Origin of the sequence: Kitasatospora albolonga (assembly GCA_002082585.1) — a bacterium.
GTDB lineage: Bacteria > Actinomycetota > Actinomycetes > Streptomycetales > Streptomycetaceae > Streptomyces > Streptomyces stephensoniae.
On sequence record CP020563.1, the window covers coordinates 3,071,639 to 3,096,504 of the forward strand.

The 24,866-nt window shown below is 71.8% G+C and carries 20 protein-coding genes; 13 read left to right on the forward strand and 7 right to left on the reverse strand.

Translation table 11 applies throughout. The features are described from left to right. Nucleotides 1–52 precede the first annotated feature (52 nt). Entirely contained in the window at nucleotides 53–1,054 is a 1,002-nt protein-coding gene (locus B7C62_13260; protein ID ARF73126.1) for an RNA polymerase subunit sigma, read from the reverse strand. A 435-nt stretch (nucleotides 1,055–1,489) separates the two neighbouring features. Here B7C62_13260 and B7C62_13265 point away from each other — a divergent pair, with 435 nt between their 5' ends. After that, nucleotides 1,490–2,563, forward strand: coding sequence for a hypothetical protein (locus tag B7C62_13265; GenBank protein ID ARF73127.1), 1,074 nt, complete (start codon nucleotides 1,490–1,492; stop codon nucleotides 2,561–2,563). Between the two features lie 49 nt (nucleotides 2,564–2,612). On the opposite strand, the gene B7C62_13270 is transcribed toward B7C62_13265, so the two are convergent. Further along, a complete protein-coding gene (locus B7C62_13270) occupies nucleotides 2,613–3,395 on the reverse strand; it encodes a dioxygenase (protein ID ARF73128.1) in 783 nt (260 codons plus the stop codon). Between the two features lie 205 nt (nucleotides 3,396–3,600). Between B7C62_13270 and B7C62_13275 the strand changes: the two genes are divergently transcribed. Then, nucleotides 3,601–4,104 (forward strand): MarR family transcriptional regulator, encoded by a 504-nt coding sequence (locus B7C62_13275; protein ARF73129.1) that lies wholly within the window; start codon nucleotides 3,601–3,603, stop codon nucleotides 4,102–4,104. Nucleotides 4,105–4,151: 47 nt separating this feature from the next. Here B7C62_13275 and B7C62_13280 read toward each other — a convergent pair whose 3' ends face one another. Together B7C62_13280 and B7C62_13285 are read right to left on the reverse strand one after the other, a co-directional pair. Next, on the reverse strand, nucleotides 4,152–5,690 hold the full coding sequence (locus tag B7C62_13280; GenBank protein ARF77142.1) for an MFS transporter: 1,539 nt from the start codon (nucleotides 5,688–5,690) through the stop codon (nucleotides 4,152–4,154). Between the two features lie 238 nt (nucleotides 5,691–5,928). Continuing rightward, nucleotides 5,929–6,594 carry a TetR family transcriptional regulator gene (locus B7C62_13285; protein ARF73130.1) on the reverse strand — a complete coding sequence of 222 codons (666 nt, stop codon included), beginning with the start codon at nucleotides 6,592–6,594 and terminating at the stop codon, nucleotides 5,929–5,931. 329 nt (nucleotides 6,595–6,923) lie between these two features. Here B7C62_13285 and B7C62_13290 point away from each other — a divergent pair, with 329 nt between their 5' ends. Continuing rightward, complete coding sequence (locus tag B7C62_13290) at nucleotides 6,924–8,201, forward strand: M6 family metalloprotease domain-containing protein (protein ID ARF73131.1); 1,278 nt, start codon at nucleotides 6,924–6,926, stop codon at nucleotides 8,199–8,201. Between the two features lie 70 nt (nucleotides 8,202–8,271). Here B7C62_13290 and B7C62_13295 read toward each other — a convergent pair whose 3' ends face one another. Further along, nucleotides 8,272–10,026, reverse strand: coding sequence for an acyl-CoA synthetase (locus B7C62_13295; protein ID ARF73132.1), 1,755 nt, complete (start codon nucleotides 10,024–10,026; stop codon nucleotides 8,272–8,274). Between the two features lie 229 nt (nucleotides 10,027–10,255). Here B7C62_13295 and B7C62_13300 point away from each other — a divergent pair, with 229 nt between their 5' ends. After that, nucleotides 10,256–11,161, forward strand: coding sequence for a luciferase (locus B7C62_13300; GenBank protein ID ARF73133.1), 906 nt, complete (start codon nucleotides 10,256–10,258; stop codon nucleotides 11,159–11,161). A 21-nt stretch (nucleotides 11,162–11,182) separates the two neighbouring features. Here B7C62_13300 and B7C62_13305 read toward each other — a convergent pair whose 3' ends face one another. After that, nucleotides 11,183–14,833: an oxidoreductase gene (locus tag B7C62_13305; GenBank protein ARF73134.1), complete on the reverse strand. Its 3,651-nt coding sequence runs from the start codon at nucleotides 14,831–14,833 to the stop codon at nucleotides 11,183–11,185. 59 nt (nucleotides 14,834–14,892) lie between these two features. After that, on the reverse strand, nucleotides 14,893–16,302 hold the full coding sequence (locus B7C62_13310; GenBank protein ARF73135.1) for a hypothetical protein: 1,410 nt from the start codon (nucleotides 16,300–16,302) through the stop codon (nucleotides 14,893–14,895). 343 nt (nucleotides 16,303–16,645) lie between these two features. Here B7C62_13310 and B7C62_13315 point away from each other — a divergent pair, with 343 nt between their 5' ends. Genes B7C62_13315 through B7C62_13355 form a run of 9 tightly spaced genes read left to right on the forward strand, consistent with a single transcriptional unit; the run spans nucleotide 16,646 to nucleotide 24,864 of the window. Then, nucleotides 16,646–18,271 carry a 2-isopropylmalate synthase gene (locus B7C62_13315; GenBank protein ARF73136.1) on the forward strand — a complete coding sequence of 542 codons (1,626 nt, stop codon included), beginning with the start codon at nucleotides 16,646–16,648 and terminating at the stop codon, nucleotides 18,269–18,271. Then, on the forward strand, nucleotides 18,268–18,771 hold the full coding sequence (locus B7C62_13320; GenBank protein ID ARF73137.1) for a dehydratase: 504 nt from the start codon (nucleotides 18,268–18,270) through the stop codon (nucleotides 18,769–18,771). Before B7C62_13315 ends, B7C62_13320 begins: the two co-directional genes overlap by 4 nt. Next, on the forward strand, nucleotides 18,768–19,715 hold the full coding sequence (locus tag B7C62_13325; protein ID ARF73138.1) for an isopenicillin synthase: 948 nt from the start codon (nucleotides 18,768–18,770) through the stop codon (nucleotides 19,713–19,715). Before B7C62_13320 ends, B7C62_13325 begins: the two co-directional genes overlap by 4 nt. Beyond that, on the forward strand, nucleotides 19,712–20,623 hold the full coding sequence (locus B7C62_13330; GenBank protein ID ARF73139.1) for an aldolase: 912 nt from the start codon (nucleotides 19,712–19,714) through the stop codon (nucleotides 20,621–20,623). Before B7C62_13325 ends, B7C62_13330 begins: the two co-directional genes overlap by 4 nt. A gap of 14 nt (nucleotides 20,624–20,637) precedes the next feature. After that, a complete protein-coding gene (locus B7C62_13335) occupies nucleotides 20,638–21,528 on the forward strand; it encodes a hypothetical protein (GenBank protein ID ARF73140.1) in 891 nt (296 codons plus the stop codon). Then, nucleotides 21,525–22,487 (forward strand): hypothetical protein, encoded by a 963-nt coding sequence (locus B7C62_13340; GenBank protein ARF73141.1) that lies wholly within the window; start codon nucleotides 21,525–21,527, stop codon nucleotides 22,485–22,487. The genes B7C62_13335 and B7C62_13340 overlap by 4 nt, the downstream gene beginning before the upstream one ends. Beyond that, nucleotides 22,484–23,710: a 2-amino-3-ketobutyrate CoA ligase gene (locus B7C62_13345; protein ARF73142.1), complete on the forward strand. Its 1,227-nt coding sequence runs from the start codon at nucleotides 22,484–22,486 to the stop codon at nucleotides 23,708–23,710. Before B7C62_13340 ends, B7C62_13345 begins: the two co-directional genes overlap by 4 nt. Then, nucleotides 23,707–24,627, forward strand: coding sequence for an ornithine cyclodeaminase (locus B7C62_13350; GenBank protein ARF73143.1), 921 nt, complete (start codon nucleotides 23,707–23,709; stop codon nucleotides 24,625–24,627). The genes B7C62_13345 and B7C62_13350 overlap by 4 nt, the downstream gene beginning before the upstream one ends. Nucleotides 24,628–24,657: 30 nt before the next feature. Then, a complete protein-coding gene (locus tag B7C62_13355; protein ARF73144.1) occupies nucleotides 24,658–24,864 on the forward strand; it encodes a hypothetical protein in 207 nt (68 codons plus the stop codon). The last annotated feature ends 2 nt before the right edge of the window (nucleotides 24,865–24,866 follow it).

The following is a 24,866-nucleotide window of genomic DNA, read 5'->3' on the forward strand; positions in this document are numbered from 1 at the left end:
GGTGGGCCGGTGCGAACGAACCGGCTTGATGGGGAGATTACGGGTTATTGGCTCACGCCGCAGCGTCAAAGCCCGTGTCGTGAGCCATTCGCTTCAATTCGAGCAGTGCGTGCTTCTCGATCTGGCGGATGCGCTCCCGCGTGAGGCCGTGCTGCTTGCCCACTTCGGTCAGGGTCCGCTCCCGGCCGTCCTCGATCCCGTACCTCATCTTGATGATGGAGGCCGTCCTGTTGTCGAGCTTGCCGATCAGGTCCTCCAGCTCCTCGCTGCGCAGGAGGGTCATCACCGACTGCTCGGGCGAGACGGCGGAGGTGTCCTCCAGCAGGTCGCCGAACTGGGTGTCGCCGTTGTCGTCCACGGACATGTTGAGGCTGACCGGGTCACGGGCCCAGTCCAGGACGTTGCCCACGCGCTCGGCGTTGGAGTCGAGCTCGGCGGCGATCTCCGCGTGCTCGGGATCGCGCCCGTTCTCCCGGTTGAACTCGCGCTGGACCCTGCGGATCCGGCCGAGCTCCTCCACCAGGTGGACGGGGAGCCGGATCGTGCGGGACTGGTCCGCTATGGACCGGGTGATGGCCTGCCGAATCCACCACGTCGCATACGTGGAGAACTTGAAGCCCTTCGCGTAGTCGAACTTCTCGACCGCGCGCACCAGGCCCGCGTTGCCCTCCTGGATCAGGTCGAGCAGAGGGAGCCCCGCGCGCGGGTAGCGGCGGGCCACGGCGACGACGAGGCGGAGGTTGGAACGGATGAATATGTCCTTGGCGCGCTCGCCCTCGGCGACCAGCGCCTCCAGCTCCTCACGCGTCGCGCCCCCGGCGTCGCTCTCCACCTCGCCATCGAGGACCTGCTGGGCGTAGACGCCCGCCTCGATGGACTGGGAGAGGTCGACTTCCTTGGCGGCGTCGAGCAGCGGTGTACGAGCGATCTCGTCCAGGTACATGCCGACCAGGTCGCGATCGGCGATTTCCCCGCCCACGGCGCGAACACTGCTTGCCCGGTCGGTCTCACCGGAAGTGGCGGACGAACGACGGGCGACGGCACGGGTTGCCATGCGTGCTCCCTTGCTGAGTAGGTCGCGACACCTTTTCGGGTGCCCTGCATCCGATGGAAACAACGACTGGAATCCGGACAGAATTCCCATGCCGCCCATTCATTTTCGCGATCATGCAGTACCCTGTCCGGCGCCGACCGTCGAAAACCTGCGCTCGATACCCACGTATGCGCAGGTCAGAGCGGGTGTCGTAAGGGCTCCGGCGGCCCTTCCACAAAGCCGCCGACGCCGTTCGGCTCCGGCCGATCCGATGCGCCTTCCGCCCGAACGGCCCGACCTCGCGTCTACCCCGGAAGACGGCCCGTACCGCCTCGGGGTTGCTCGTGGTGTCCGCGCGTACCCGGGTCCTAGGTCCGGAGGCGGAGGCCCGGCCCGTCGGTGTCCGGGGCCTCCGCCCGATCCGCCCCGGCCGCCCGCGCCCCTAGCGTGAGCCGCATGACGGACCACACCGCGCACCACCACCCCACGGACACCACTGGCACCACACACATCACAGACACCACCGGCACCCTCGACGAAGCCCTGGAGCGCATCCATCTGTCGGGCCCGGAGCGGAACGGCTGGCTCAGCAACCACGCGCCGATGGCGGCCGAGGCCCTGGTGCGGCACGGACAGGCGGCGGCCGTGCACCGCTGGCTCGACCAGTACCGCCCCAAGCTGGAGGACATGCCCGACCCCAGGGAACCGGTGACCGACCGGAACTGGCCCGAGGCGCTCGGCGATCCCCGGCGGATCGCCGACTGGACCCGGTACTTCGAGCGGGAGACCGCCGAGCGCCCCTGGCGTACCGTCCTCGCCGCATGGTGGCCCCGGCTGCTGCCCGGGATCGCGGCGGGCGCCACACATGCGGTGATCCGGGTCGGCCACTCCGTACGCACACTGCTGGAGGGCGAGGAGACCGCACCGCGGGTACGGGAGCTGGCCCACGCCCTCGGCTACTGGGCCGCCCGGCACCAGCCGCTGCCCGCCCTGGAGCGCCTCGCCCCGGCCCCGGACGCGATGGCCGCGCTGGACCGGGTGCCCCCCGTCGCCGAGCAGGACGGCGGCATCGTGAGCCGGTTCGACCAGCTCACGGGCTTCCCCGACTGGCCGGGGCAGGAGCCCGGGGGGCCGGAGGCGGCCCGTACCGCGCTCCGGGAGCTCGTCCGGGCCGCCACCCACCGGTACGCGACCCACGGGTACGGCCAACCGGTCATGCTGGTCCACGCGGCGACCGCGCCCAACGCGGTCCTGCGCACCCTGCCCGCGCTCCCCGGCGCGCTGTGGGTGCCGAGCCTGCACGCGGCCTGGGCGGCGAGCGCCGCCGTGACCGCCGCCTACGCGCCCCGCGGGGCAGCCCCGCTCGCGGAACCTCTGACGGCGCGGGAGGCTCAGGACGTGTTCGCGCGGGCCGCCGCGCACGGCGACGACCACACGATCAAGTTCACCGACACCGCGCTGGACGTCGGCGACGCGACCGCGCTCATCGCCGCCGGGCGCGCGATCGCCCTGAACCCGCCGGTCTGGTGACCCGTACCCGGACGGCCCCTCGGACCTCCTCTTCCGGGCTCCCCCGGCCTCAGCCGTACTGCACCGAGCGTTTGGCGAGCCCCATCCAGAACCCGTCGATGACGCTCCGCCCCCGGTCCAGCTCGTCCTCGGCGGCGCCCAGCGTCACGAAGAGCGGGGCGAAGTGCTCGGTGCGCGGGTGGGCCAGCTTTCCGGCGGGGGACGTGCGCTCGAAGTCGAGCAGGGCGTCGATGTCCTGGGCCCGCAGCGCGCGGTCGCCCCAGTCGTCGAACTCCGCCGACCAGCCGGGGACCCCGCCACCCTGGTGCCGCAGGGCGGCCAGGTTGTGGGTGAAGAAGCCGCTGCCGACGATGAGCACGCCCTCGTCGCGCAGCGGGGCGAGCCTGCGCCCGATGGCCATCAGCTTCTGCGGGTCGAGGGTCGGCATGGAGATCTGGAGTACGGGGATGTCGGCGTCCGGGAACATCTCGACGAGCGGGACGTAGGCCCCGTGGTCGAGTCCCCGGTCCGGGACGTCCTGGACCGGGGTACCGGCGCCGCGCAGCAGCTTGCGGACGCTGTCGGCGAGCCGCGGGGCGCCCGGGGCGTCGTACCGCACGGTGTAGTAGTGCTCGGGGAAGCCCCAGAAGTCGTACACCAGCGGGACCGGTTCGACGGCGCCGAGCGCGAGCGGTGCCTCCTCCCAGTGGGCGGAGACCATCAGGATCGCGCGGGGGCGGGGCAGCCCGGCGGACCAGGCGGCGAGCTGGCCGGGCCAGACGGGGTCGTCGGCGAGCGGCGGGGCGCCGTGCGAGAGGTAGAGGGCGGGCATGCGCTCCGCGGTGGCTGTCATGGCACTCCCCATCCACTGGGATCGTTCTACAGGGGTCCTGCGAAATCACCGGTCGAAGGAACAAAGGAACAGACGAAGGAACAAAGGAACCAGGAGCAGCGCAAGGAACAAGAAGACCACGGTCCTTGAACCTTCAAGTTCCTACCTCCGGAGACCTTAGCCCTATCTAGTTAAACTTTCAAGAAAAGGTCGTACAGTGGAGTCCATGACCACGGCATCCACCGGCGCGCCGCGCTGGCTCACCGACGAGGAGCAGCGCGTCTGGCGCGCCTATCTGCATGCCACCACGCTGCTGGAGGATCACCTCGACCGCCAGTTGCAGCGGGACGCGGGCATGCCGCACATCTACTACGGGCTGCTCGTCCAGCTCTCCCAGGCCCCCCGGCGCCGGATGCGGATGACCGAGCTCGCCAGGAACGTGAAGATCACCCGTTCCCGGCTCTCGCATGCCATCGCCCGGCTGGAGAAGAACGGCTGGGTGCGGCGCGAGGAGTGCCCGTCCGACAAGCGCGGGCAGAACGCGGTACTCACCGACGCGGGGTACGCGATGCTCGGCCGCTCGGCACCGGGCCATGTCGACGCCGTACGGCAGGCGATGTTCGACCGGCTCACCCCCGAGCAGGTGCGCAGCCTCGGCGACATCATGCGGGTGCTCGCCAGCGGGCTCGAACCGGAGGGTACGGACGCGGATCTGCCCTGGCTCCGCTGAGCGGCGGAACCAGGGCAGCTCGACTCCCTCAGGGGGCCTCGGTGGCGTCAGTGGGCGACGACCGGAATCCGGAACTCGTCCTCGGCGCCCTCGGCGCCCTCGATCCCTTCGGCGTTTCCGCCCCCGCCGGACGCGCCCGTTCCCGGGCGGCCGGTGTTGATCAGTACGGTCGCGATCACGGCGGCGGCGACGAGGATGCCGACCGCCCACCAGATCGCACTGGCGAAGCCGCTGACCATGGCCTGGAGCTCCAGGAGCTCCGGGTCCGTGGCGCGGGCCGCGTGGTCGGCGACGTACGCCGTGGTGGCACCCGCCGCGATGGTGTTCAGCAGGGCGGTACCGATGGCGCCGCCGACCTGCTGCGAGGTGTTGACCATCGCGGAGGCGACCCCCGCGTCACGCGGTTCGATGCCGTGCGTGGCCAGGGACATGGCCGGCATGAACGCCGTACCCATACCGAGGCCGAGCAGCAGCATGCCGGGCAGGATGACGGCCACGTAGCCGGTGTTCAGGTCCAGCTGGGTGAGGAGCAGCATGCCGACGGCGGCGACCAGGAAGCCGGGGCCCATGAGCAGGCGCGGCGGGACCCGGGTCATCAGGCGGGTGCCGATCTGGGTGGAGCCGGTGATCATGCCCGCGATCATCGGGAGGAAGGCGAAGCCGGTCGTGACCGGGGAGTACCCCTTCACGATCTGGAGGTAGTACGTCAGGAAGAGGAACAGCCCGAACATCGCGATGATGGCGAGCCCCAGCGAGAGGTAGACCCCGCCCCGGTTGCGCTCGGTCAGGACGCGCAGCGGCAGCAGCGGCGACTTCACCAGCGCCTCGGTCACGACGAAGGCGGCCAGCAGCACGGCGGCGGCGATGAACATGGCGACCGTCAGCCCGTCCGACCAGCCTGCCGACTCGGCGCGGGTGAAGCCGTAGACGAGGGCGACCAGGCCGAGCGTGGAGAGCACGACGCCGGGGATGTCGAGCGGCGAGCGGTTGCGGGCGCCGGACGGCTCACGGATGACGAAGTACGCACCGGCGGCGGCGATCACGGCGAACGGGATGTTGACGAAGAACGTCCAGCGCCAGTTCAGGTACTCGGTGAGGACGCCGCCGAGGATCAGCCCGACCGCGCCGCCGCCACCGGCGATGGCCCCGTAGATGCCGAATGCCTTGGCGCGCTCCTTGGCGTCGGTGAACATCACGGCGAGCAGGGAGAGGGCCGCCGGGGCGAGCAGGGCCCCGAAGACACCTTGCAGGGCCCGGGAGCCGAACATCATCGCCTCGTTCTGGGCGGCCCCGCCGAGCGCGGAGGCCAGCGCGAAGCCGATCAGCCCGACGACGAAGGTGCGCTTGCGGCCCCAGAGGTCGGCGATCCGGCCGCCGAAGAGGAGGAGCCCGCCGAAGGCGAGGGCGTAGGCGGTGATGACCCACTGCTTGTTGCCCTCGGAGATGCCGAGGTCGGTCTGGGCGGAGGGCAGGGCGATGTTCACGATGGTCGCGTCGAGGACGACCATCAGCTGGGCGAGCGCGACGAAGGCCAGCGCCTTCCAGCGGCTGGGATCGGGAAGCCCGGTACCGGCCGTTCTCGACAGCGGGACGTCAGCGGTTTTTGACATGGGAGTAGCCACCTAAGGACTGAGGAGGGCGCCGAGGGCATGGCGAGGAGAGTCGCCGGCATGCGTCGGTCGGCGTACGCGTGATGGGGTAGGGGAGGAGTTGGAGTACGTGAACGTGTGGACTTAAGAAGGCGTCGGACTTACGGGGTTCGCGTCGGACTTACGGAGTTCTCAGAAGGCTTCGGGCTTACGGGGTTACGGAGCCGGGCGGGCGTCAGTCGCGGCGCCTCAGGGTCTCCAGGGTCGCCGCCGATCCGGGCAGTACGGAGCGGGCCGGGGCCTCCAGCCCGTCCAGGAACAGCTGGAGGTGGCGGTGGGTGAAGCGGTCGATGTCCAGGCAGGCGGTGCCGGGCAGCGGCCGGGTGAGCTGGGAGAGGGCGACGAACACGTCACCGGCGGCGATGTCGGTACGGAGCCGCCCCGCGGACATGGCGCGCGACACGAGCCCCTGGACGGCCTCTTCGAGGCGCCCGCGCGCGGCGAGCAGTTCGGGGTGGTCCCGGTCGAAGACGCCGGAGAGCATCGGGCACAGGGCGCCGACCCGCTCGTCGGCGGCGGCGTGCACGAAACGGCTGAGCGCCGCGAACGGGTCGGCCTCCTCGGCGGCGGCCTCCTCGGCCCTCAGGGTCGTACGTGAGGTGACCGCGAGGACGACCTCATGGGTCAGGGCGGCCCGGTCGGGGAAGTTCCGGTAGAGCGTGGCGTTGCCGACGCCCGCCCGCCGGGCGACGTCGTCCAGCGCCACGTCCGGCCCGAACTCGACGAACAGCTCACGGGCCGCCGAGACGATCCGCTCACGGTTGCGCAGCGCGTCGGCCCTCGGCCGGGACGTACGGCGCGGGGCTGCCGGTGCGGTGGTGATGTCGTCGGCGGTTTCCACGGCTGCGGACCCTTCCCTCTCTCGTGATGCACGGAATGCGCGGATGTGCGGATGTGCGGGTGTGCGAATGCTCGGGTGTGCGGCTGGACGGCTGGGCGGCCCCCATCCGTAACCGGGGACCATCCCCCCGTTTCAGGGGGACACCTCTGCAAACGGGGAGAGGCTCCCCGCTTATTTCCCCTTCGGCCAGTGACCTGGGTCACACCACCCGACGGCGGAAATCCTCCGATCGGCGCACCCAGCGAGCGCCCCCCGGTCCCCCGGCACAGGCTGATCGCCAGAGCGCAGCCAGGGGTCGGCCGGCTGCCGCGGACCCCGAAGGCGCCTCTATGCAGCAGCCCCGCCACCGGATACGCAGACACCGCCGCCCGATAGCCCTGACCGGCGCGACCGCCCTGGTCATAGCGGCCATGGCATCGGCGAGCACCACCCTCCCCGGGACCGGCCGGGCCACGGCGGGCCCGGCGGCCACCGCCCAGGACTCCGCGGTCGCCCCCTGCCGGATCGCCGCGGCCATGGGCGTCCAGATGTCGCTGGGGATGCCGACCCCGCCCGGTTACGCCCGCTCCACGGGCGAGGTCCGGGCGCTCAACCTGATGATCGACTTCCCGGACGCGGAGGCCACGGACCCGGCGGAGGACCGGTTCGCGGAGTTCTTCCCGCAGACCTCCGACTGGTTCACGACCAGCTCCTACGGCCGGCTCGACTACCGCCCCGAGGCCCCCGTCAAGGAGTGGCTGCGGATGCCGATGCCGTTCGCGGAGTACGGGATAGAGCGCGGCTCACCGTTCGAGCCGGGCTACCGGCAGCTGGTCGAGGACCTGGTGGAGGCCGCCGACCCGGACGTCGACTTCTCGGCGTACGACCTGGTCAACGTGCTGGTCACCCCCAACGCGGGGCCCTCCGCCCTGGACACCGTGCTGTCGGTGACCTTCTCCGGCAACGACGACGCCCCGCAGGCGGACGGCGTACCGCTGGCCAACATGTCCTTCGTCTACAGCCGCCAGGACGACGGCTCGGGGTCGTACGCGCAGACGGGCTACCGCGTCCTTCCGCACGAGAACGGCCATGTCTTCGGCCTGCCCGACCTCTACACCATGGAGGGCGGCGGCTCGGTGGGGCACTGGGACATCATGTCCGAGGACTGGGGCGCCAACAACGACTTCCTGGGCTGGCACAAGTGGAAGCTCGGCTGGCTCGACAACGAGCAGATCAGCTGCGCCGCCCGGCCCGGCACCAGCGAACACACCCTCGGCCCGCTGGCCGTCGAGGGCGGCACCAAGCTCGCCTTCGTCCCACTGAGCGCCCAGTCCGGCTATGCCGTGGAGGTCCGTACGGAGGCGGGCAACGACGAGGCGGTCTGCCGCCCCGGGGTGCTGATCTACAAGGTCAGCTCCGACGTGGACACCGGCCAGGGCCCGGTCTCCGTCGCCGACGCCACCCAGGACAGCGGCGGCTGCACCCGGCGGCCCAACGTGCACGCGGAACTGTCGGACGCGCCGTTCCGGCCCGGCCAGACGTTCACCGACCGGGCCAACGGCGTACGGATCTCCGTGCTCGACGAGGACGGCAACGGCAACTACCGGGTGCGGATCACCCGGCCGTGACGTCGTCCGGCGGGCGCGGTCGCCCCGGCCGTGAGGCGGTCCGGCGTGAGGCGGGCAGTGGCCGTACGGATCATCCGGACGTACGGCCGTCCGGCGGCTGCGGGGTGCGGGCGAGCGCGGCGGTCCGGAGTTCGCGCTTGAGGAGTTTCCCGGCCGCGTTGCGCCGAAGCGGCTCCCCGGTGAACAGCACCCGGGCCGGGACCTTGAACCCGGCGAGGGACCGGCCCACGTGCTCGCGCAGGGCGTCGGCGGTGGTCCCCGCGCCGGGACGCAGCCGGACGACGGCCGCGACCTCCTCCCCCAGCACCGGGTGCGGGAGGCCGAGGACGGCGGCGTCGAGCACGTCGGGGTGGTCGTGCAGGACGCCCTCGACCTCGACGCAGTACACGTTCTCGCCGCCCCGGATCACCATGTCCGTGAGCCGGTCGACGACCGCGATGCGCCCCTCGCGCCGTACGGCGAGGTCCCCCGTACGGAACCAGCCGTCCCGGAACGCCTCCCCGGTCGCGGCCGGGTCGCGCCAGTAGCCGCGGAACAGCGACTGCCCGCGCAGCCACAGCTCCCCCACCTCCCCCTCCGGCAGCTCCTGACCCGCCGCCCCGGCGATCCGGGCCTCGGTCACGGGGGTCGGGCGGCCGACGGCACCGGGGTCGGCGCGGTACTCGGCGCCGATGTTCGCGAGGACGCCACCGCTGGTCTCGGTGAGGCCGTACCCGTTGCGGGGCTCGACGCGTTCGCCGTACCGGGCGGTGAGGCGGGCGACCAGGGCGGGCGGGGCCGGGGCGCCGCCGGTGCTGAACAGGGTCAGGCCGCCCGGCTCGTCGCCCGTGCGCTCGGCGGCGTCCAGGAGCTGGAGGGCGGTCGTCGGCACCCCCGCGAAGTGGGTGACGCCGTGGGTACGGATGAGCCGGAGGGCCTCGTCCGCGTCCCACTTGTCCATCAGGACGAGGGTGCCGCCCGCCGCCATCACCCCGTAGAAGCTGGTGAACGCGGCCACGTGGAAGAAGGGGAACGTCATCAGCGAGACGGGGGCGGGTGCCGTGCCGGGGACGGCGTCCCTTCCGAGCGCGGAGTAGGCCGCCTGGTAGCGGGGGTTGAGCGCGGCCCCGGCCTGGGCGAGATGGGTGGCCACGGCGCCCTTGGGGCGGCCGGTGGTGCCGGAGGTGTAGAGGATCGTGGCGTCGTCCTCCGGCCGGGGCTCCACGTCCGGCGGCGCGGCCAGCGGATCGGGCGCGGGGAGGTCCTCGTACCGCTCGACGCGTACACCGTCGGGAAGCCCGTACTGCTCGACGCTTGCGGCGCCCGGGAGTTGGTGCTCCCCGGGAAGGCCCCGGAACAGCACCACGCGCGTCCCGCTCCGCCGCGCCCACCCCGCGACCCGCTCCAGCCGCTCCCCGTCCACGAGCAGCACCCCGGGCTCGCAGTCGTCGAGGGCGTGACGGAACTCGGCCTCGGTCCACCAGGAGTTGAGCGGTACGGCGACGAGTCCGGCCAACTGGGCGGCCCAGAAGGCGATCTGCCACTCGGGGTGGTTCCGCATCGCGATAACGGCCCGGTCGCCGGGGCGCAGCCCGTACTCCTGGCTCAGCCGGACGGCCAGCGCGGACGCGGCGGCGAAGAACTCCCCGTACGAGTAACGCCGTTCGCCCGCGATCAGGAAGGCGGTGTCACCGTACGCCCAGGTCGTCTCGATGAACTCCCGGAGCGTGCGCGGCCCGTCGGCGTACTCCAGCGTCCCCCGCTCGCCCCGCACCACGGCGAAGGGGGCGCCGGGGGCGGTGAGGAGGGCGTGAATGTGGTGGGCACGCTCGTCGGTGTGCGGCACGGGGGGCCTTTCTCGCGCTGGCTCGGTACGCGTGACGTTATGCGGGCGGGGGCGGGGAGCCAAGGCGAGGAGGGCGGGTGGGGCCGCGAGGCATCCCGGGGTGGCTGGATTGAGCGCATTGGCCGGATTCAAGGGTACGGTCCAGTGCTTTCCTGGCTCCGCGCCGGGGCGGGGGGTCAGTACTGTCGGGAGCGCCCGGGGAGCGGAAGCAAGGAATCTGGAGTCCGTCGTGCGCATCAGCGTCTGTATCCTGCCCGACCGTCCGTTCCGGGAGGCGTCCGCGAGCTGGCGGCACGCCGAGGAGCTGGGCTTCCACGCCGCCTACAGCTACGACCACATCACCTGGGCCGGACTGCCGGACAGTGCCTGGTACGGGGCGCTGCCCACGCTGACGGCCGCCGCCGGGGTCACCTCGCGGATCAGGCTCGGCACGCTGGTGACCTCGCCGAACTACCGCCACCCGGTCCCCCTCGCCCATGACGTCATCACGCTGGACTCCATCAGCGAGGGCCGCTTCGTCCTCGGCTTCGGCGCGGGGTCGCCGGACGCCGACGCCTTCGTGCTCGGCCAGGGCGAGCGCGGCAAGGGCTGGTCGGTGCAGGAACGCGGCGGCCGGTTCCGCGAGTCCGTGGAGCTCCTGGACCGGCTGCTGACCCGAACCCCCGACGGTGGCATGCGGACCACCTTCCTCGGCCGGTACTACGAGGCGATCGACGCCCGGCTGGAGCCGGGCTGCGTACAGCGGCCCAGGGTCCCCTTCGTCCTGGCGGCGAACGGTCCGCTGGGGATGGCGGCCGTCGCGCGGTACGGCGACTCGTGGGTCGTCACCGACCAGGGGGACGTGCCGAGGCCCGAACGGACCGCGTCCTGGACCTGGTCCGTGCTCGCGCGGCGCAGGGAACAGCTGGACGCGGCGTGCGAGCGGGAGGGCCGGGACCCGAAGTCCCTGGGCCGTACGCTGCTGACCGGGTTCTCCCTGCTGCCCACGATGGAGTCCGCGCAGGCGTTCGCGGAGGTGGCGGGGCGGTGCGCGGAGCTGGGCTTCACCGAGATCGTGGTCCACTACCCGCGGGAGTCCGGGTTCTTCTCCGCGCCCCCGCGCGTCCTCGAGGAGATCGCGGCCGCGCACTGCTGAGCACTCCTCGAACATCCTGTGTCAGAGCAGGCCGTGCCGTCTCAGGTCGGCCACGCACTTGGCGATGAACGCGGGGGTGAGGGACGGTACGCCGCCCTCGGCCCCGCCCGCGCCGGACGTGCCCACCGCCGTGCTGAACCGTGCGGCCGGTACGGCGGAGCCCGGCCTCGGTGCGCCCGGCCGGGCGTACGCGCGCATCAGCGGCAGCAGCGACAGCCTGCGCTGGTGGTCGGGCAGGCCGCGCAGGGCCGCCTCGGTGCGCATGTGCCACTGCCGGTGGTCGTCGAACCGGGTGATGGGGTGGCCCGCGTCGATCAGCCAGTCCACGAACGCGTCCCAGGAGATGCCGTCGTCGTGGGCGTTGACCGTGTTGTAGGTGACGTACCCGTCGTCGCCGCTCCCGTCCTCCGCGCTGAGCGCGGTGATCGCCGCCGCGGTGAAGTCGACCGGGAGGCCGCTGTAGTGGGCCCGTTGACGGCCGCCGTCCCGGTCGAGCTCGTAGAAGGAGCGCGGGGCCATGCCGGTGGTGAGGACGGTCAGGAGCAGTCGGCTGAACCGGTCGGTCAGGTTCAGCTCGCCGGGCAGGGTGCGGTGGGCCAGGACCATGTCCGGCCGGAACACGGTGACCGGCAGGCCCGTCCGCTCGTGCGCCTCGCGCAGCAGGACCTCACCGGCCCATTTGCTCGTGGCGTAGCCGTTCGCGTCGGACCCGTCCAGGCTCCGCACCGGGTACGCCGTGCGGATGTCGGCGCTCTCGTCGAGGAACGAGCCGTCGGGCAGCAGCGCCGCCGCCACCGTCGACACCTGGGCGAACCGCTTCGCCCGGCCGGTGAGCGCCAGCTCGATCAGCTCCGCCGTCGCGACGACGTTCGGCGCGAACAGCCGCTGGTACGGCAGGACATGGTTGACCAGCGCCGCCGCGTGCACGATCTGGTCGGTCTGCTCGGCGAGCTCCTCCCAGACCGCCTCCGCCAGACCCAGCCGGGGCGCCGACAGGTCGGCGGCCAGGACCGTCAGGTGCTTCTCCGCGACGGTGTCGAACCAGTCGGTGCCATGGGTGCGGTCGGTGCGGTCGGTGCGGTCGGTGCCGGACGCCTCGGCGCGTACGACGGGGTCGGTTCCGTCGGTACGGTCCGTGCCGTCGGCCGACGCGGCGCGCAGGCACTCCCGTACGCGCTGCCGTGCGGCCCCGTCGTCGGCGGCCCGGACGAGACAGGTCAGCCGGCCGCCCGTCTCCTCGGCGCGCCGCAGCCACTCCACCGCCAGGAACCGCCCGAGGTACCCGGTCGCCCCGGTGAGCAGGACGTTCCGGACGTCGGCCGGGTCCTTGCGCGCTCCGCGCCCGGCGGTCAGGAGCCGGGGGGCGACGAAGCGGTCGAGGGTCAGGTCGGCGGCCCGTACCTCGTGCGCTCCGGCTCCGTGCACGGAGGCGAAGGTGGGGCGCGGTTCCCGAGCGGCGCGCGCGGCGGCCAGGCGGTCGGCTATGTGGGCCAGGGTCGAGGAGGGCTGAAGGATGACCTGGATGGGCACCTCCTCGTCGAGGATCTGCTCCAGGACGGTCGAGAAGGTGTGCGCCGACAGGGAGTCGCCGCCCAGATCCGTGAAGGCGGCCTCGTCCCGCACCAGCGACGCGGGGCAGCCGAGGGTGATCTGCGCGGCGGTACGGACCGCCTCCAGCGGGGTGACCTCCCGGCCCGCCGCCCGCAGGGCCGCGATCCGGCCCGCCCGGCCGCTCGCGATGTCCGCGTACAGCCGCTCCAGCCGCGGTCCGTACCGCTCCTTCAGCACCGGCCGCAGGAGCTTGCCGACCCCCGACAGCAGCCCGTTCGTGAGGGTGAACGGCTGCCGCTCCACGAGGACGTCGTGCGGGATCTCGTACGCGTTCAGGCCCGCGCCGTGGGCGAGTTCGCGCAGGGAGTCCAGGACCGCGGCCCGTACGGTGTCGTCGTCGGCCTCCCCCAGGCGCTCGGCGTCGGGGACCACCACCGCCAGCGGGAACGCCTGCTCGCTGCTGCCGTACACATAGATCTGCGCGATGTACGGACTCGTCGTGTACAGCGCCTCCAGACCGGACACGGCGATGAACTCGCCCTGGGACAGCTTCACCACGTTGTTCGTGCGGTCGACGTAGACCAGGCGGCCGGGCGCGGTCTCGGCGAAGACGTCGCCGGTCCGGTAGTAGCCGTCCTCGTCAAAAGCGCGGGCGGTGGTCTCGGGCTGCCGGTAGTAGCCGGGGAACAGTCCGACCGACTTCACCCGCAACTCGCCCCGGGGGTAGGGCTTGTCGGTGCTGAAGTAGCCGAGTTCGGGGACGTCCGCCAGCCGGTAGTCGGTCACCGGCGGGCGGCGTATCTGCTGGTCGACAACGATGGCCCGGGTCGTCTCCGTCGACCCGTAGCAGTCGATGATCGGGGTGCCGAGGAGCGCGGCCGTGAAGGTGTGCATCGCCTCCGACAGGGGCGCGCTGCCGCAGAGGGCGAAGACGATCCGGCCGCCGAGCAGGGAGTCCCGGACCAGGGCGGAGGCGGCTGCCTCGGCCTCGGGGCGGGGGGTGCCGGTGCGGCCGATGCGGTCGGCCTCCAGCTGGTGGCGCTGGTACACCATGTCGCAGATCCTCGGCACGAGGCTGAGCACCGTGGGGCGCGCCAGGCGGATGTCCTCGAACAGCGTCGACATGTCGCCGCGGGCCGCGAAGTAGCCGGTGCCGCCCGCGGCCAGGCCGTTGACCAGCCAGGCGCGGCCGTTGACGTGGCTCATCGGCATGAAGTGCAGCACGAACACCGGAGTGCCGCTGCCGCCCCCGGCGTTGAGCCCGCCCCGGGCGTTCTGCCACATCCTCGTGAGCATGGCGGCGGTGAAGATGGCGCCCTTGGGGGTGCCCGTGCTCCCTGAGGTATAGATCAGCCCGGCCAGCCGGTCGGGGTCGCCGTCCTCGTACGGGTCCACGCCCGGCAGCCGGGCCCCCCGGTCCACCTCGTCCGCCAGCGGGACCACCTCGGCCCGTCCCGCCAGTGCGGCGACGGCCGCCTCGAACGCCTCGCGTTCTTCGTCCACTTGGGGGTCGTAGTCGAAGACCACCAGGCGCTCGATGGAGTCGGAGGCCAGGACGGCGCCGACCGCCGCGTCGAGCGAGCCGGTGTCGGCCGCGAGAATCCTCGGCCCCGTCTCGGCGACGACCGGGGCCAGTCGCGCGGCGGACGAACCGGTGGGCAGCGGCACCGACACCGCGCCCAGATACATGCAGGCCAGGTCGATGACGGCGTAGTCGACCCCGGTGAACCCCAGGGTCGCGACGAACTCCTCGGCGCGCAGGCCGCTCGCGCCGTGGGCCCCCTCGGCGCGCGGGCCTCCCCCGCCGTGGGCCCAGGCCGCCGCCAGTCGGCCGACCCGTTGCCAGAGCTCGGCGTAGGTCAACGTCTCGAATACAGGGAGGAGTTCGCGGGTACGGCGGCCGGTGGCGGGGTCGCGGACGAGGCGGTAGGACCGGCGGGCGAGGGCCGGGCGGTCGGCGTACCCGTGCATGGCGGCGGCGATGGCCCCCGTGAGGCCGTCCTGGCGGCCGATGGCGTCGGCGACGTCGGGGGACGGGACGGCCCGGGCGAACTCGGGGTCGCCCGCGTGGAGCGCCGCGATCCTGGACGCGATGTCGTGGGGTGCCTGATGCTCCGTCATGAATGCTCCGGTGGGTGGGAGTACGAGGGAACGGACGCGGGATCGGCCGGTGGGGGCGGTCAGCCCTTCCGGTGGCCGGTGGCGGCGGGCCGGGCCCGGGCCCGGCCGCCGAGCCAGGCGGCCAGGCCCATCAGGGCGTAGACAGCGATGAGGGCGAACGCCGGTGCGGCGATGCCGCCTCCGGACTGGAGACCGGCGAGCAGGGCGACCCCGATCAGGGAGCCGGTCGACCGGCCCGCCGACATCAGCCCGGAGGCGATGGCCGAGCGGTGTTCCGGCGCTGCGGCCAGGGTCAGGGTGATCTGCGGCACGGTCACCAGGCCGAAGCCGAACCCGATCAGCGCCAGCCCGGCGCAGGTGCCGACCGGGGTGTCGCCGCCGAATCCGGCCAGCACCACCGCGCCGAGCAGGGACAGCAGGATGCCCGCGGCCAGCACCGCCCGGTCCCCGTACTTGGTGGCGAAGCGCCCCGCCGCCAGCGGCATGAAGGTGATCGGCAGGGCGGAGGACAGGAAGAACAGGCCGACGGTGACGGGGTCGTAGCCGCGCACCTGCTGGAGGAACACGCTGAGCGTGAACATCAGCCCGTTGTAGCCGACGAAGAGCAGCAGGCCGACCGTGACGTAACCGCGGAACCCGGGGGCCCGGAACAGGTCCCCCGGAATCATCGGGTACGCGTAGGCGCGCTGCCGGACCACGAAGGCGGCGAACGCGACCACGGCCACCGCCGCCGCCACCAGCGGCAGGGGCCGGGTCCACCCGGCCTCCTGGCCCTCGGCGAGCGCCAGCGCGAGGCCGCCGAGGAAGACGACGGACAGCAACTGGCCCGGCACGTCCTGCGGTTCCCGGGTGCCCGACCGCTCGCCCCGGGGCATGTGCCGGGCCGAGAGCCACAGCACGACCAGGACGATGGGCACGTTGATCCAGAAGATGCTGCGCCAGCCCACCGTCTCGACCAGGGCGCCGCCGAGCGTGGGGCCGAAGGCGACCGGACTCCCGGCGACCATCGACCAGATGGAGATGGCCTTGGCGCGTTTTCCGGGCTCCCGGTAGGTGTCGGTGAGCATCACCAGGGTGGCGGGCATGACCAGCACCGCCCCCAGCCCCTGGGCCGCCCGCATGGCGACGAGCACGGGGCCGTTGGGGGCGAGGCCGCAGAGCGCGGAGGTCACCCCGAACAGCACGACCCCGAGCCGGAACATCCGCACCGCGCCGTAGTGCCCCACCGCCGCGGCCCCGGCCAGCATCAGGCCGGCGATGACGACCACGTACGAGGTGACGACGGACTGCATCGTCGGGAGGCTCGCGTCGAGGCTCTCGCGGATCGCCGGGATCGCCACATGGACGATGCTGGTGTCGACGACGATCATCCCGTGCGCCATGCAGGCCACCGCCAGGACACGGCCGGGCCGCAGGACCGCGCCGCCGCTGTCCGACGTGCGGTTGTCGCAACTGGTGGATTCGGCCATGGCCTGCCATTTCGCATGAGTGCGCGGAAGTACGCGTGCGTACGCGGGAGTGCGTACGGCTTCGCGTGAGTGCGCCCGGGCGGTGAATTGGTGCCGCAATACATGCGAAACCCTAGTGACAAAACATGCGGCGTCAACCACGCGGTCCACCGGAATCGCCCCGATGTCCGAATAGTCTGATTCCAGGGTCAGGTATAGAGGACGGTCCACTTCCCCACGAGGCCCGGCGCTCCCTAGCCTCGGAGCGCCGAGAAAGACAGGAAAGCTCAGCCTGGAAGCACAGGGGGGAACACCATTGTCTTTTTCCCGAGAGTTCCGGGGAATTCCGCAACGCCCGTCGTCCATGCCGTTCCACCGCTATGCGCGGGACGCCGTCTCTCCCACTTCGGGCTGGTCACGGCAGTGGCCGGACGGCAGGCTCGACCGCGCCCCGATCTGGGCGTCGGTCGATCTGCGGGACGGGAACCAGGCGCTGGCCGACCCCATGGACATGCACCGGAAGCAGCAGATGTTCGACCTGCTCGTGGCGACCGGTTTCAAGGACATAGAAATCGGATATCCGGCGGCCAGTGCGCACGATTTCGATTTCGTCCGCGAGCTGGTCACCAAGGACGGAATTCCGGACGACGTCACCGTCTCGGTTTTCACACCGGCCCGCCCGGAACTCATCGAGCGGACCTTCGACTCGATTCGCGGAGCGGAACGGGCCGTGGTGCATTTGTGCCATGCGACGGCCTGCCTGTGGCGCGAGGTCGTGTTCGGCATGTCGGAGCGCGAGGTCGTCCGCATGGCCGTCGAGGGCGCACAGCACCTGGTGCGCCTGGCGGAGCGCGAGCCCGGGTCCGACATCCGGTTCGAGTACTCGCCGGAGACCTTCAACCTGACCGAGCCGGAACTCGCCCTGGAGATCGCGAACCGGGTCGCGGAGGTCGTCGACGCCACGGCCGGCCGGCCGCTGGTGCTGAACCTCCCGACCACCGTGGAGACCCACTCGCCCCATGTCTTCGCCGACCAGGTGGAGTGGATGCACCGCAATCTCGACCGGCGGGACGGGATCATCCTCTCGGTCCACCCGCACAACGACCGGGGCACCGCCGTCGCCTCGGCGGAACTGGCCCTGCTCGCCGGGGCCGACCGGGTCGAGGGCACCCTGTTCGGCAACGGGGAACGCACCGGCAACGTCTGCCTGGTGACCCTCGCGCTCAACCTGTTCAGCAGCGGGGTCGACCCGCAGCTGGAGATCTCCGACATCGACGCCGTCCGCAAGACCGTCGAGCAGTGCAACCGGCTGCCCGTGCACCCCCGCCACCCCTACGTCGGCGAGCTGGTCTACACCGCCTTCTCCGGCACCCACCAGGACGCCATCGCCAAGGGGCTGGCCGCGCTGGCCGACCGGGCCGAACGGGAGGGCAGGGACGTCGGCGAGCTGCCCTGGCAGGTCCCCTATCTGCCCATCGACCCGAAGGACGTCGGCCGCGACTACCAGGCGATCATCCGGGTGAACGGCCAGTCGGGCAAGGGCGGTATCGCCTACGTGCTCAAGGCAGGCTGGGGGGTCGATCTGCCGGTGGACCTGCGGCGGGACTTCGCAGCGGTGGTCCAGTCCGCCGCCGACGCCCTGGGGCGCGAACTGGAACCGGCGGAGATCTGGCGGCTGCTCCGGGAGACGTACTGCCTGGACGATTCGCCCGCACCGCCCGCCGGGGAGGAGGGCACCGGCGGCAGCGGTACCGACGACGGCTCCGAGGCCCTCACCCGGCTCGCCGCCGAGCACGGCGTCGGGTTCACCCCGCCCCGCTTCACCGGCACGGCGGCGGCGACCGGCGCACCGGTCACCTGCCTGGTGGCCCTGGACAAGGGCGGCCGCACCGTCTGGGGACTCGGCCAGGCCGCCACCGCCGCCGACGCGGCCCACAGATCCGCCCGTTCCGCGCTGCTCCGGGCGGGCCTGCACGGAGGAGACCAGTGAAGAACCACTCTTTCCGCACGGTCGGCCCCGGTATCTACCGGGAGGACAGCGGGATGCTCTACGAGGACTACGTACCCGGCGAAGTGATCGAGCACCGGCCCGGCCGGACCATCACCATGACCGACAACGTGTGGAGCTCCCTGCTCTGTCTCAACCAGCACCCGCTGCACATCGACGCCGTCTACGCCGAGCAGACCCAGTTCGGCAAGATCGTCGTCTCGAGCCTGGTCACCTTCGGGATCGTCAACGGGATGACCGTCTCCACCATCAGCGCCAAGTGCGTCGCCAACCTCGGCTGGGACAAGGTGCGGCTGACCGCCCCGGTGTTCGTGGGCGACACGCTCTACGCCCAGACCCGCATCGTCTCCCGCCGCGAGTCCGGCACCCGCCCCGACCAGGGGATCGTGACCGTCCACACCGTGGGCCGGAACCAGGACGGCGTGTCGGTGATCGAGTTCGAGCGGACGATCCTCGTCCCCACACAGGAGGCAGAGCAATGATTCCGGTCATCGACCTGGACCCGGAGCGTCCCGGCCACGAGCAGAAGACCGCCGAGGAGATATCCGACGCCTGCAGGCAGACCGGGTTCTTCGTCGTCCGCGGACACGGCATCGCCCGCGAGGTCTTCGACGACGCCTACGAGACCTCGCTGCGCTTCTTCGGCCTCCCGCTGGAGACCAAGCACGCGTTCCCGATGCAGACCTCCACCGCGCGCGGCGACAACGACTACAGCCCGTACGGGTACAGCGCCCTGCTCTCCGAGAACGCGTACGCCTACACCGGTAAGCCGGGGATGCCCTCGGACTACGTCGAGAAGTTCAGCACCGGACGGCTGATCCTGGACGACGACGAGGAACTCCCCTTCCCCAAGGACGAGTTGGGCGAGCAGCTGCGGGCCTCCCTGAAGCGGTACTTCGCCGCCTGCGAGACCGTGGCGGGCCGGATCGCCGAGCTGCTGGCGCTCGCCCTGGACCTGCCCCGGGACTTCTTCGCCACCCGGACGAACACCTCCAACGACTCCCTCCGCTCGCACCTGTACCCCGGGGTCGACCCCGAGTTCCTGAACGACCAGGGCATGGGGCAGCACACCGACGGCACGCTGATCACCCTGCTCACCCAGGACGGGCCGGGCCTCCAGCTCCAGGACCGCTCCGGCCGCTGGCTGGACATCGACGTCCGGGAACGGGACAGCTTCATCGTCAACATCGGCGACCTGATGGCCCGTTGGTCGAACGACGAGTACGTGTCGACACCGCACCGGGTCCGGCTCGCCGACCGGCGGCGGCAGTCCATCGTCTTCTTCAAGCTGGCCAACGACGACACCGTCATCGAGTGCTTCCCCAAGTTCGCGGCGGACCGCCCCGCGAAGTACGAGCCCATCCGCTACGAGGACTACTCCCTCCAGAAGATGAACCTCCTGTTCGGAAGGGAAGACGCGCAGTGAAGTCGTACGCGAGCCTGCTCTACACCCCGGCGCTGCTGCTGGCGTCGGTCGCCCGGCCCGGCCGGGTCCGTGCCGACATCCTGGTCCTGGACCTGGAGGACTCCATCCACCCGGCCAGGAAGGCCGAGGCCCGCGCCCTGCTGGCGCAGAAGGACCTCGATCTCACCGGGGCCGGGCTGCCCGCGCTCGGCCTGCGGGTGACCACCATCGCGACCCCCGACGGTCTGGCGGACCTGCAGGCGCTGATCGAGATGGACGCCACCATCGGCGGCGTACCGGTCGACGTGGTCTTCATCCCGAAGATCTCCGGCCCCGGCGATGTGGCCGTCTACCGGTCGCTGCTGTCGCACACCACGAACCCGCCGCAGATCTGCAGCTTCATCGAGACCGTCGACGCCGTCGACAACGCCGTCGGGATCGCCGCCGTCAGTGACGGACTGTGCTTCGGCCAGGCGGACCTGACGGCCGACCTCTACGCCGAGAACGCCTTCTACCTCGACCACGCGCGGGCCCAGCTCTGCGCCGCCGCGGCCAAGTACCGCATCCCCGCCATCGACACCAACTCCTTCGAGCTGCACGACCTCGACGTCGTCGCGGAGCAGTGCCGGGCGGCCCGGGACGCCGGGTTCACCGGCAAGGCGGCCATCCACCCCCGGCAGGTCGACACCATCGCCGAGACGTTCACCGTCTCCCCGGAGAAGATCGCCGAGTACCGCAGCGTGGTCGAGGACTACAACTCCACGCCCTACGGCTTCGCCGTCGAGGAGGACCGGGTGCTCGCCCCGCCGTTCGTGCTGCGGGCCCAGCGCATGCTCCAGCTCCACGCGCCCGCCACCGGGACCGGGATCGGGACCGCCGGAAACGCCGGAATCACCCGCGCCAACACCCGTACCAGCAACGCCAAGTAGCCAGGGAGATCACCGTGAAGAAGCTTCCGCAGCACGCCGTCATCGACGTCTCCGCCCACCGCACCGAGCTGACCGACGGCCGGCTCCGGGCCGTCGGGGACGGGCTCGTAGGGGAACTGGTGCGGCTGGTCGCCGAGGGCGAGGGCGTCGCCGTCTGCCACGGCGTCGCCAAGACCCTGGCGCAGCACGGGCTGGACGTCCACAAGGAGCAGGATGCCGCGATCGGCCGCGACTACCTGGAGTCGCTGTTCCGCGGCTTCGGCGAGCACGTCGAGGTCTCCCGGTTCAGCCCCGTCTCGATGGACTACGACCGCATCGCCGGGATGGACGTCGACGGGTACAACAAGAACACCCACTTCACGCCCAACGGCGACCACACCACCGAGCGCGAGTTCCTGACGACCAAGTGCGTGCACTTCGACGCCGCCACCCCGTTCATCGGGAACATCTACGGCCCCAACACCAACATCACCGACGGCACCCCGATGGTCTGCGACACCCGCGCCTACTGCCGGGACAACGGCGTCGCCCCCGCCGACCTGCTGGAGCTGATGCCGCACAGCTACAACGTGGCGGTCAAGGAGGAGCACGCCGAGCCGATCCTCGCCCGGTACGCGTCCGCCGTGGACGCCGACCTCTCCGCCGACCTGGTCATGGTCGTCCTGCTCAACGAGGTGGAGGGCGGCCTCGCGCACGCCGGTTCCGAGCCCCGCCCCGCCGACCCGACCCGGCCCGCGCGGCGACCGATCCGGCACCTGGAGTACCAGTTCGCGGAGGGCGTCGAGCTGGCGAAGTGGTACCGGCACTACCGGCTGGAGATCCCGCAGCCCAGCCTCCAGGTGCCGGACGAGGCCGCGCGCGAGCGCTACCACCGCGGTGTCGCCCCGGTCGGGACGGACCAGTGACGACGTCGGCCGGACGGGTGGAGGACACGGGGCACACGGAGGACACCGGGCACGCGGAGTTCACCGTGCCGGTCATGTCCGACGGCGACCGCGAGGAGCTCGGCACACTCCTCACGGTCCTCGGGGCGGACGAGTGGCCGGCGGACATCGACGACGCCCGGGCGTTCTACGACACGTGGGGCGCACCGATCGCCGACGACATCCAGGTCGAACAGCGCGACGGCGGCCACCTGTTGACCCCGCCGAACGCGGAAGGCGCCCTGACCGGGCTCTATCTGCACGGCGGCGGATATGTGTACGGCTCGCTGCGCAGCCACGGCCACATGGTCGGGGAGCTCGCCCGCGCGGCCCGCTGCCGGATGTTCTTCGTCGACTACCGGCGGGCCCCCGAGCACCCCCACCCGGCGGCGCTCGACGACACCGTGGCCGCGTACCGGAGCGTGCTCGCCGACGGGCTCGACGCCTCCGACGTGGTCCTCGCGGGCGACTCGGCGGGCGGCGGTCTGGTGCTCGCGACGCTGCTGAGGCTGCGGGACGCGGGGCTGCCGCTGCCCGCAGCGGCGGCCTGTGTCTCACCGTGGACCGACCTCACGGGCAGCGGGGAGAGCTACCGCGCCCTGGAGGACGAGGACCCCATGCTCAGCAAGCCCGTCGTGGACCTGGTGTCCACGTCGTACCGGGCGGGCACCGCCCCCACCGACCCGTATGTCTCCCCGCTCTTCGGGGACCTCGCGGGCCTGCCCCCGGTGCTCCTCCAGGTGGGCAGCCGCGAGATCCTGCTCAGCGACGCCGAGCGGTTCGCGGAGGGCCTGCGGCGCGCGGGAGGGACCGGGGTGCTGGAGGTCTGGCCCGGCATGGTGCACGTCTGGCACCTCCACCACGCGCGCCTCGCCAAGGCCCGCGAGGCCGTGTCCCGGCTCGGCGGCTGGCTCCGCGCCCGAGCGGCGGAGGCGCGATGAGCGAGGACATCACCGGGCCCCACCGGTACCGCAACAACCGCAAGATGGTGCCCGCCAGCGAGGCCGCGTGGGGGCTGTCCCGCGAGCACGGGATGCTCGGCCTCGTGGTCGAGGCGGTCGACGGGCAGAACCGGCTGCGCGACACCCGTACGGGGCACGAGTTCGCCAACCTGTCCTCCTGCTCGTACCTGGGGCTCAACAGCCACCCCACGGTGGTCGAGGCCGGGCGCGCCGCCCTGGCGGAGGAGGCGATCACCGGGCTGTCCATGGGCGAGTTCCGGATTCGGCTCGGCATCATGGAAAGGCTGGAGGAGGAGCTCTCCGCGCACTTCGGCGCCCATGTGCTGCCGTCGGTCTCCTGCGGGGTGCTCAGCTCGGCGATCCTGCCGCTGCTCGCCTCCGGCCATCTGACCGACGGTGAGCCTCTCGTCGTGGTCTTCGACCGGTTCGCGCACTTCTCGCTGAACTTCCTCAAGCCCGTCCTCGCCGACGAGACCCTGGTGCTGACCTGTCCGCACAACGACATGCAGTTCCTGGAGGACGTCTGCAAGCGGTACCCCCGGGTGGCGTATGTCGCCGAAGGTGTCTACTCCACCGGAGGCCAGGCGGACCTGAAGGGCATCAAGGAACTCCAGGACAGATACGGCCTGTTCGTCTACCTTGACGACTCCCACGCGCTGTCGGCCGTGGGCGGGCGCGGGGAGGGGTACGCGCGGACCGTGTTCGACACCCTCGGTCCCCGTACGGTGATCGTCGCCTCGATCGCCAAGGCGTTCGGCAGCACCGGCGGCATCGCCATGCTCGGCGACCGCGAGGTGTTCGACTTCCTCTACCGGTCGGGGCCGCTGGCCTGGTCCCAGGGGCTGCGGACCGCCGCCGTCGGCACCGCCCTGGGGGCCCTGGAGGTCCACCGCAGCCCGGAGCTCGGCCTGCGGCAGCGGCAACTCGCCGACAATATCGCCCTGTTCGACGAGCGGCTGCGCGACCACGGGCTGCGGGGCGCCGGATCGCACATCAAGTTCGTCACCGTCGGCGACAACGACCGGGCGGTACGGCTGTCGACCGAGCTCTACCGGCGCGGCTACTACTGCTCCGCGATGTTCTTCCCGATCGTGGCGCAGGGACAGGCGGGCGTGCGGATGATGCTGCGCGGCGACATGCCGACGGAGCTGACCGAACGGTTCGCCGCGGACCTCCTCGACGTACTGGCGGAGCTCACATGACGATCACCGGCACCGGCTTCCTGACGGGCGCCGCCGCCCCGGAGCACGGGGTGGCCGACGTGGTGGCGGTGGCCGCGCTGATGCGGGAGAGCCTGCGCGGCGGCGCGGTGCGGCGGATGGCCGTACCGCTGCGGCAGGTCGTCGACGACGGCCGCGGCGCCCGGTTCCTGTCGATGCCCGCCGTCAGCGCCGACCACGGGCTGTGCGTCAACAAGACCGCCACCATCACCGACGGCCCGGGCCCGACCGTGACGTCCGTGGTCCCGGTGTTCTCCACCACGACCGGGGAGCTCCTCGGGGTGCTGGACGGCGCGGCCGTCACCAACCTCAAGTGCGCGGCCGTGACGGCGCTGGTCACCGACCGCTGCGCGGCCCCGGGCAGCACCGTCCTCGGGATCGTCGGATCGGGGGTGCAGGCGTGGCAGCAGTACCTCGGGGTAACGGCGGTACGCCCGGTCACCGAGGTACGGGTCCACTCCCGCACCCCCGGGCACGCCGAGATCCTGTGCGAGCGCATCCGGCGCGCCGACCCGGGCGTACGGGCCGTGGTCAGCGCGTCGGCCGAGGCGGCGACCTCGGGGGCGGACGTCATCTCGACGGCGACGACCTCCGTACAGCCGCTGCCGATCGCCGACGAGCTCCCCGCGCACGTGCACGTCAACTGCATGGGCGCGCACACCACGGAGTCACGGGAGCTGTCCCGTCCGCTCCTGGAAGCCGCCACGCTCGTCGTCGAGAACCTGGAGATCGCCGTCGCCGAGGCCGGGGAGATCCACCGTACGGCGATCGACCTGGAGTCCCTGGAGACCGGCCCGCACCCCGGAATCGACGCCCGCCCGACCGTCTTCAGCTCCACCGGGCACGCGTCGCTGGACCTCATCACCTGTGCCCACCTGGTGGCACAGCCGCACCACTGACCGAACAGCCGCAGGAAGGGAAGACCGTACGTGGCACACGCCGGCACGGAAGAGACCACGGGGCCGCCCGACGGCGGGGAGCCGGAAACGGCCGCCGTCGACCGGGAGTTCGTCGCGGCCCTCGCCCGCCGCGGCATCGAGATGCCGCCGGACCTGGCGCCCGGGGTGCTGGCCGGGAACCGTTCGCTGCGCGCGATGAACCGCCTGCTGCGGGAAGCGGAGACCACCGATGTCTGACA

Coding starts and splice junctions, on each gene's coding strand:
- B7C62_13260 (ARF73126.1), bottom strand. CDS start 1,054: ATGGCAACCCGTGCCGTCGCCCGTCGTTCGTCCGCCACTTCCGGTGAG.
- B7C62_13290 (ARF73131.1), top strand. CDS start 6,924: ATGCAGCAGCCCCGCCACCGGATACGCAGACACCGCCGCCCGATAGCC.
- B7C62_13310 (ARF73135.1), bottom strand. CDS start 16,302: ATGGCCGAATCCACCAGTTGCGACAACCGCACGTCGGACAGCGGCGGC.
- B7C62_13315 (ARF73136.1), top strand. CDS start 16,646: ATGCCGTTCCACCGCTATGCGCGGGACGCCGTCTCTCCCACTTCGGGC.
- B7C62_13325 (ARF73138.1), top strand. CDS start 18,768: ATGATTCCGGTCATCGACCTGGACCCGGAGCGTCCCGGCCACGAGCAG.
- B7C62_13275 (ARF73129.1), top strand. CDS start 3,601: ATGACCACGGCATCCACCGGCGCGCCGCGCTGGCTCACCGACGAGGAG.
- B7C62_13305 (ARF73134.1), bottom strand. CDS start 14,833: ATGACGGAGCATCAGGCACCCCACGACATCGCGTCCAGGATCGCGGCG.
- B7C62_13345 (ARF73142.1), top strand. CDS start 22,484: ATGAGCGAGGACATCACCGGGCCCCACCGGTACCGCAACAACCGCAAG.
- B7C62_13270 (ARF73128.1), bottom strand. CDS start 3,395: ATGACAGCCACCGCGGAGCGCATGCCCGCCCTCTACCTCTCGCACGGC.
- B7C62_13265 (ARF73127.1), top strand. CDS start 1,490: ATGACGGACCACACCGCGCACCACCACCCCACGGACACCACTGGCACC.
- B7C62_13350 (ARF73143.1), top strand. CDS start 23,707: ATGACGATCACCGGCACCGGCTTCCTGACGGGCGCCGCCGCCCCGGAG.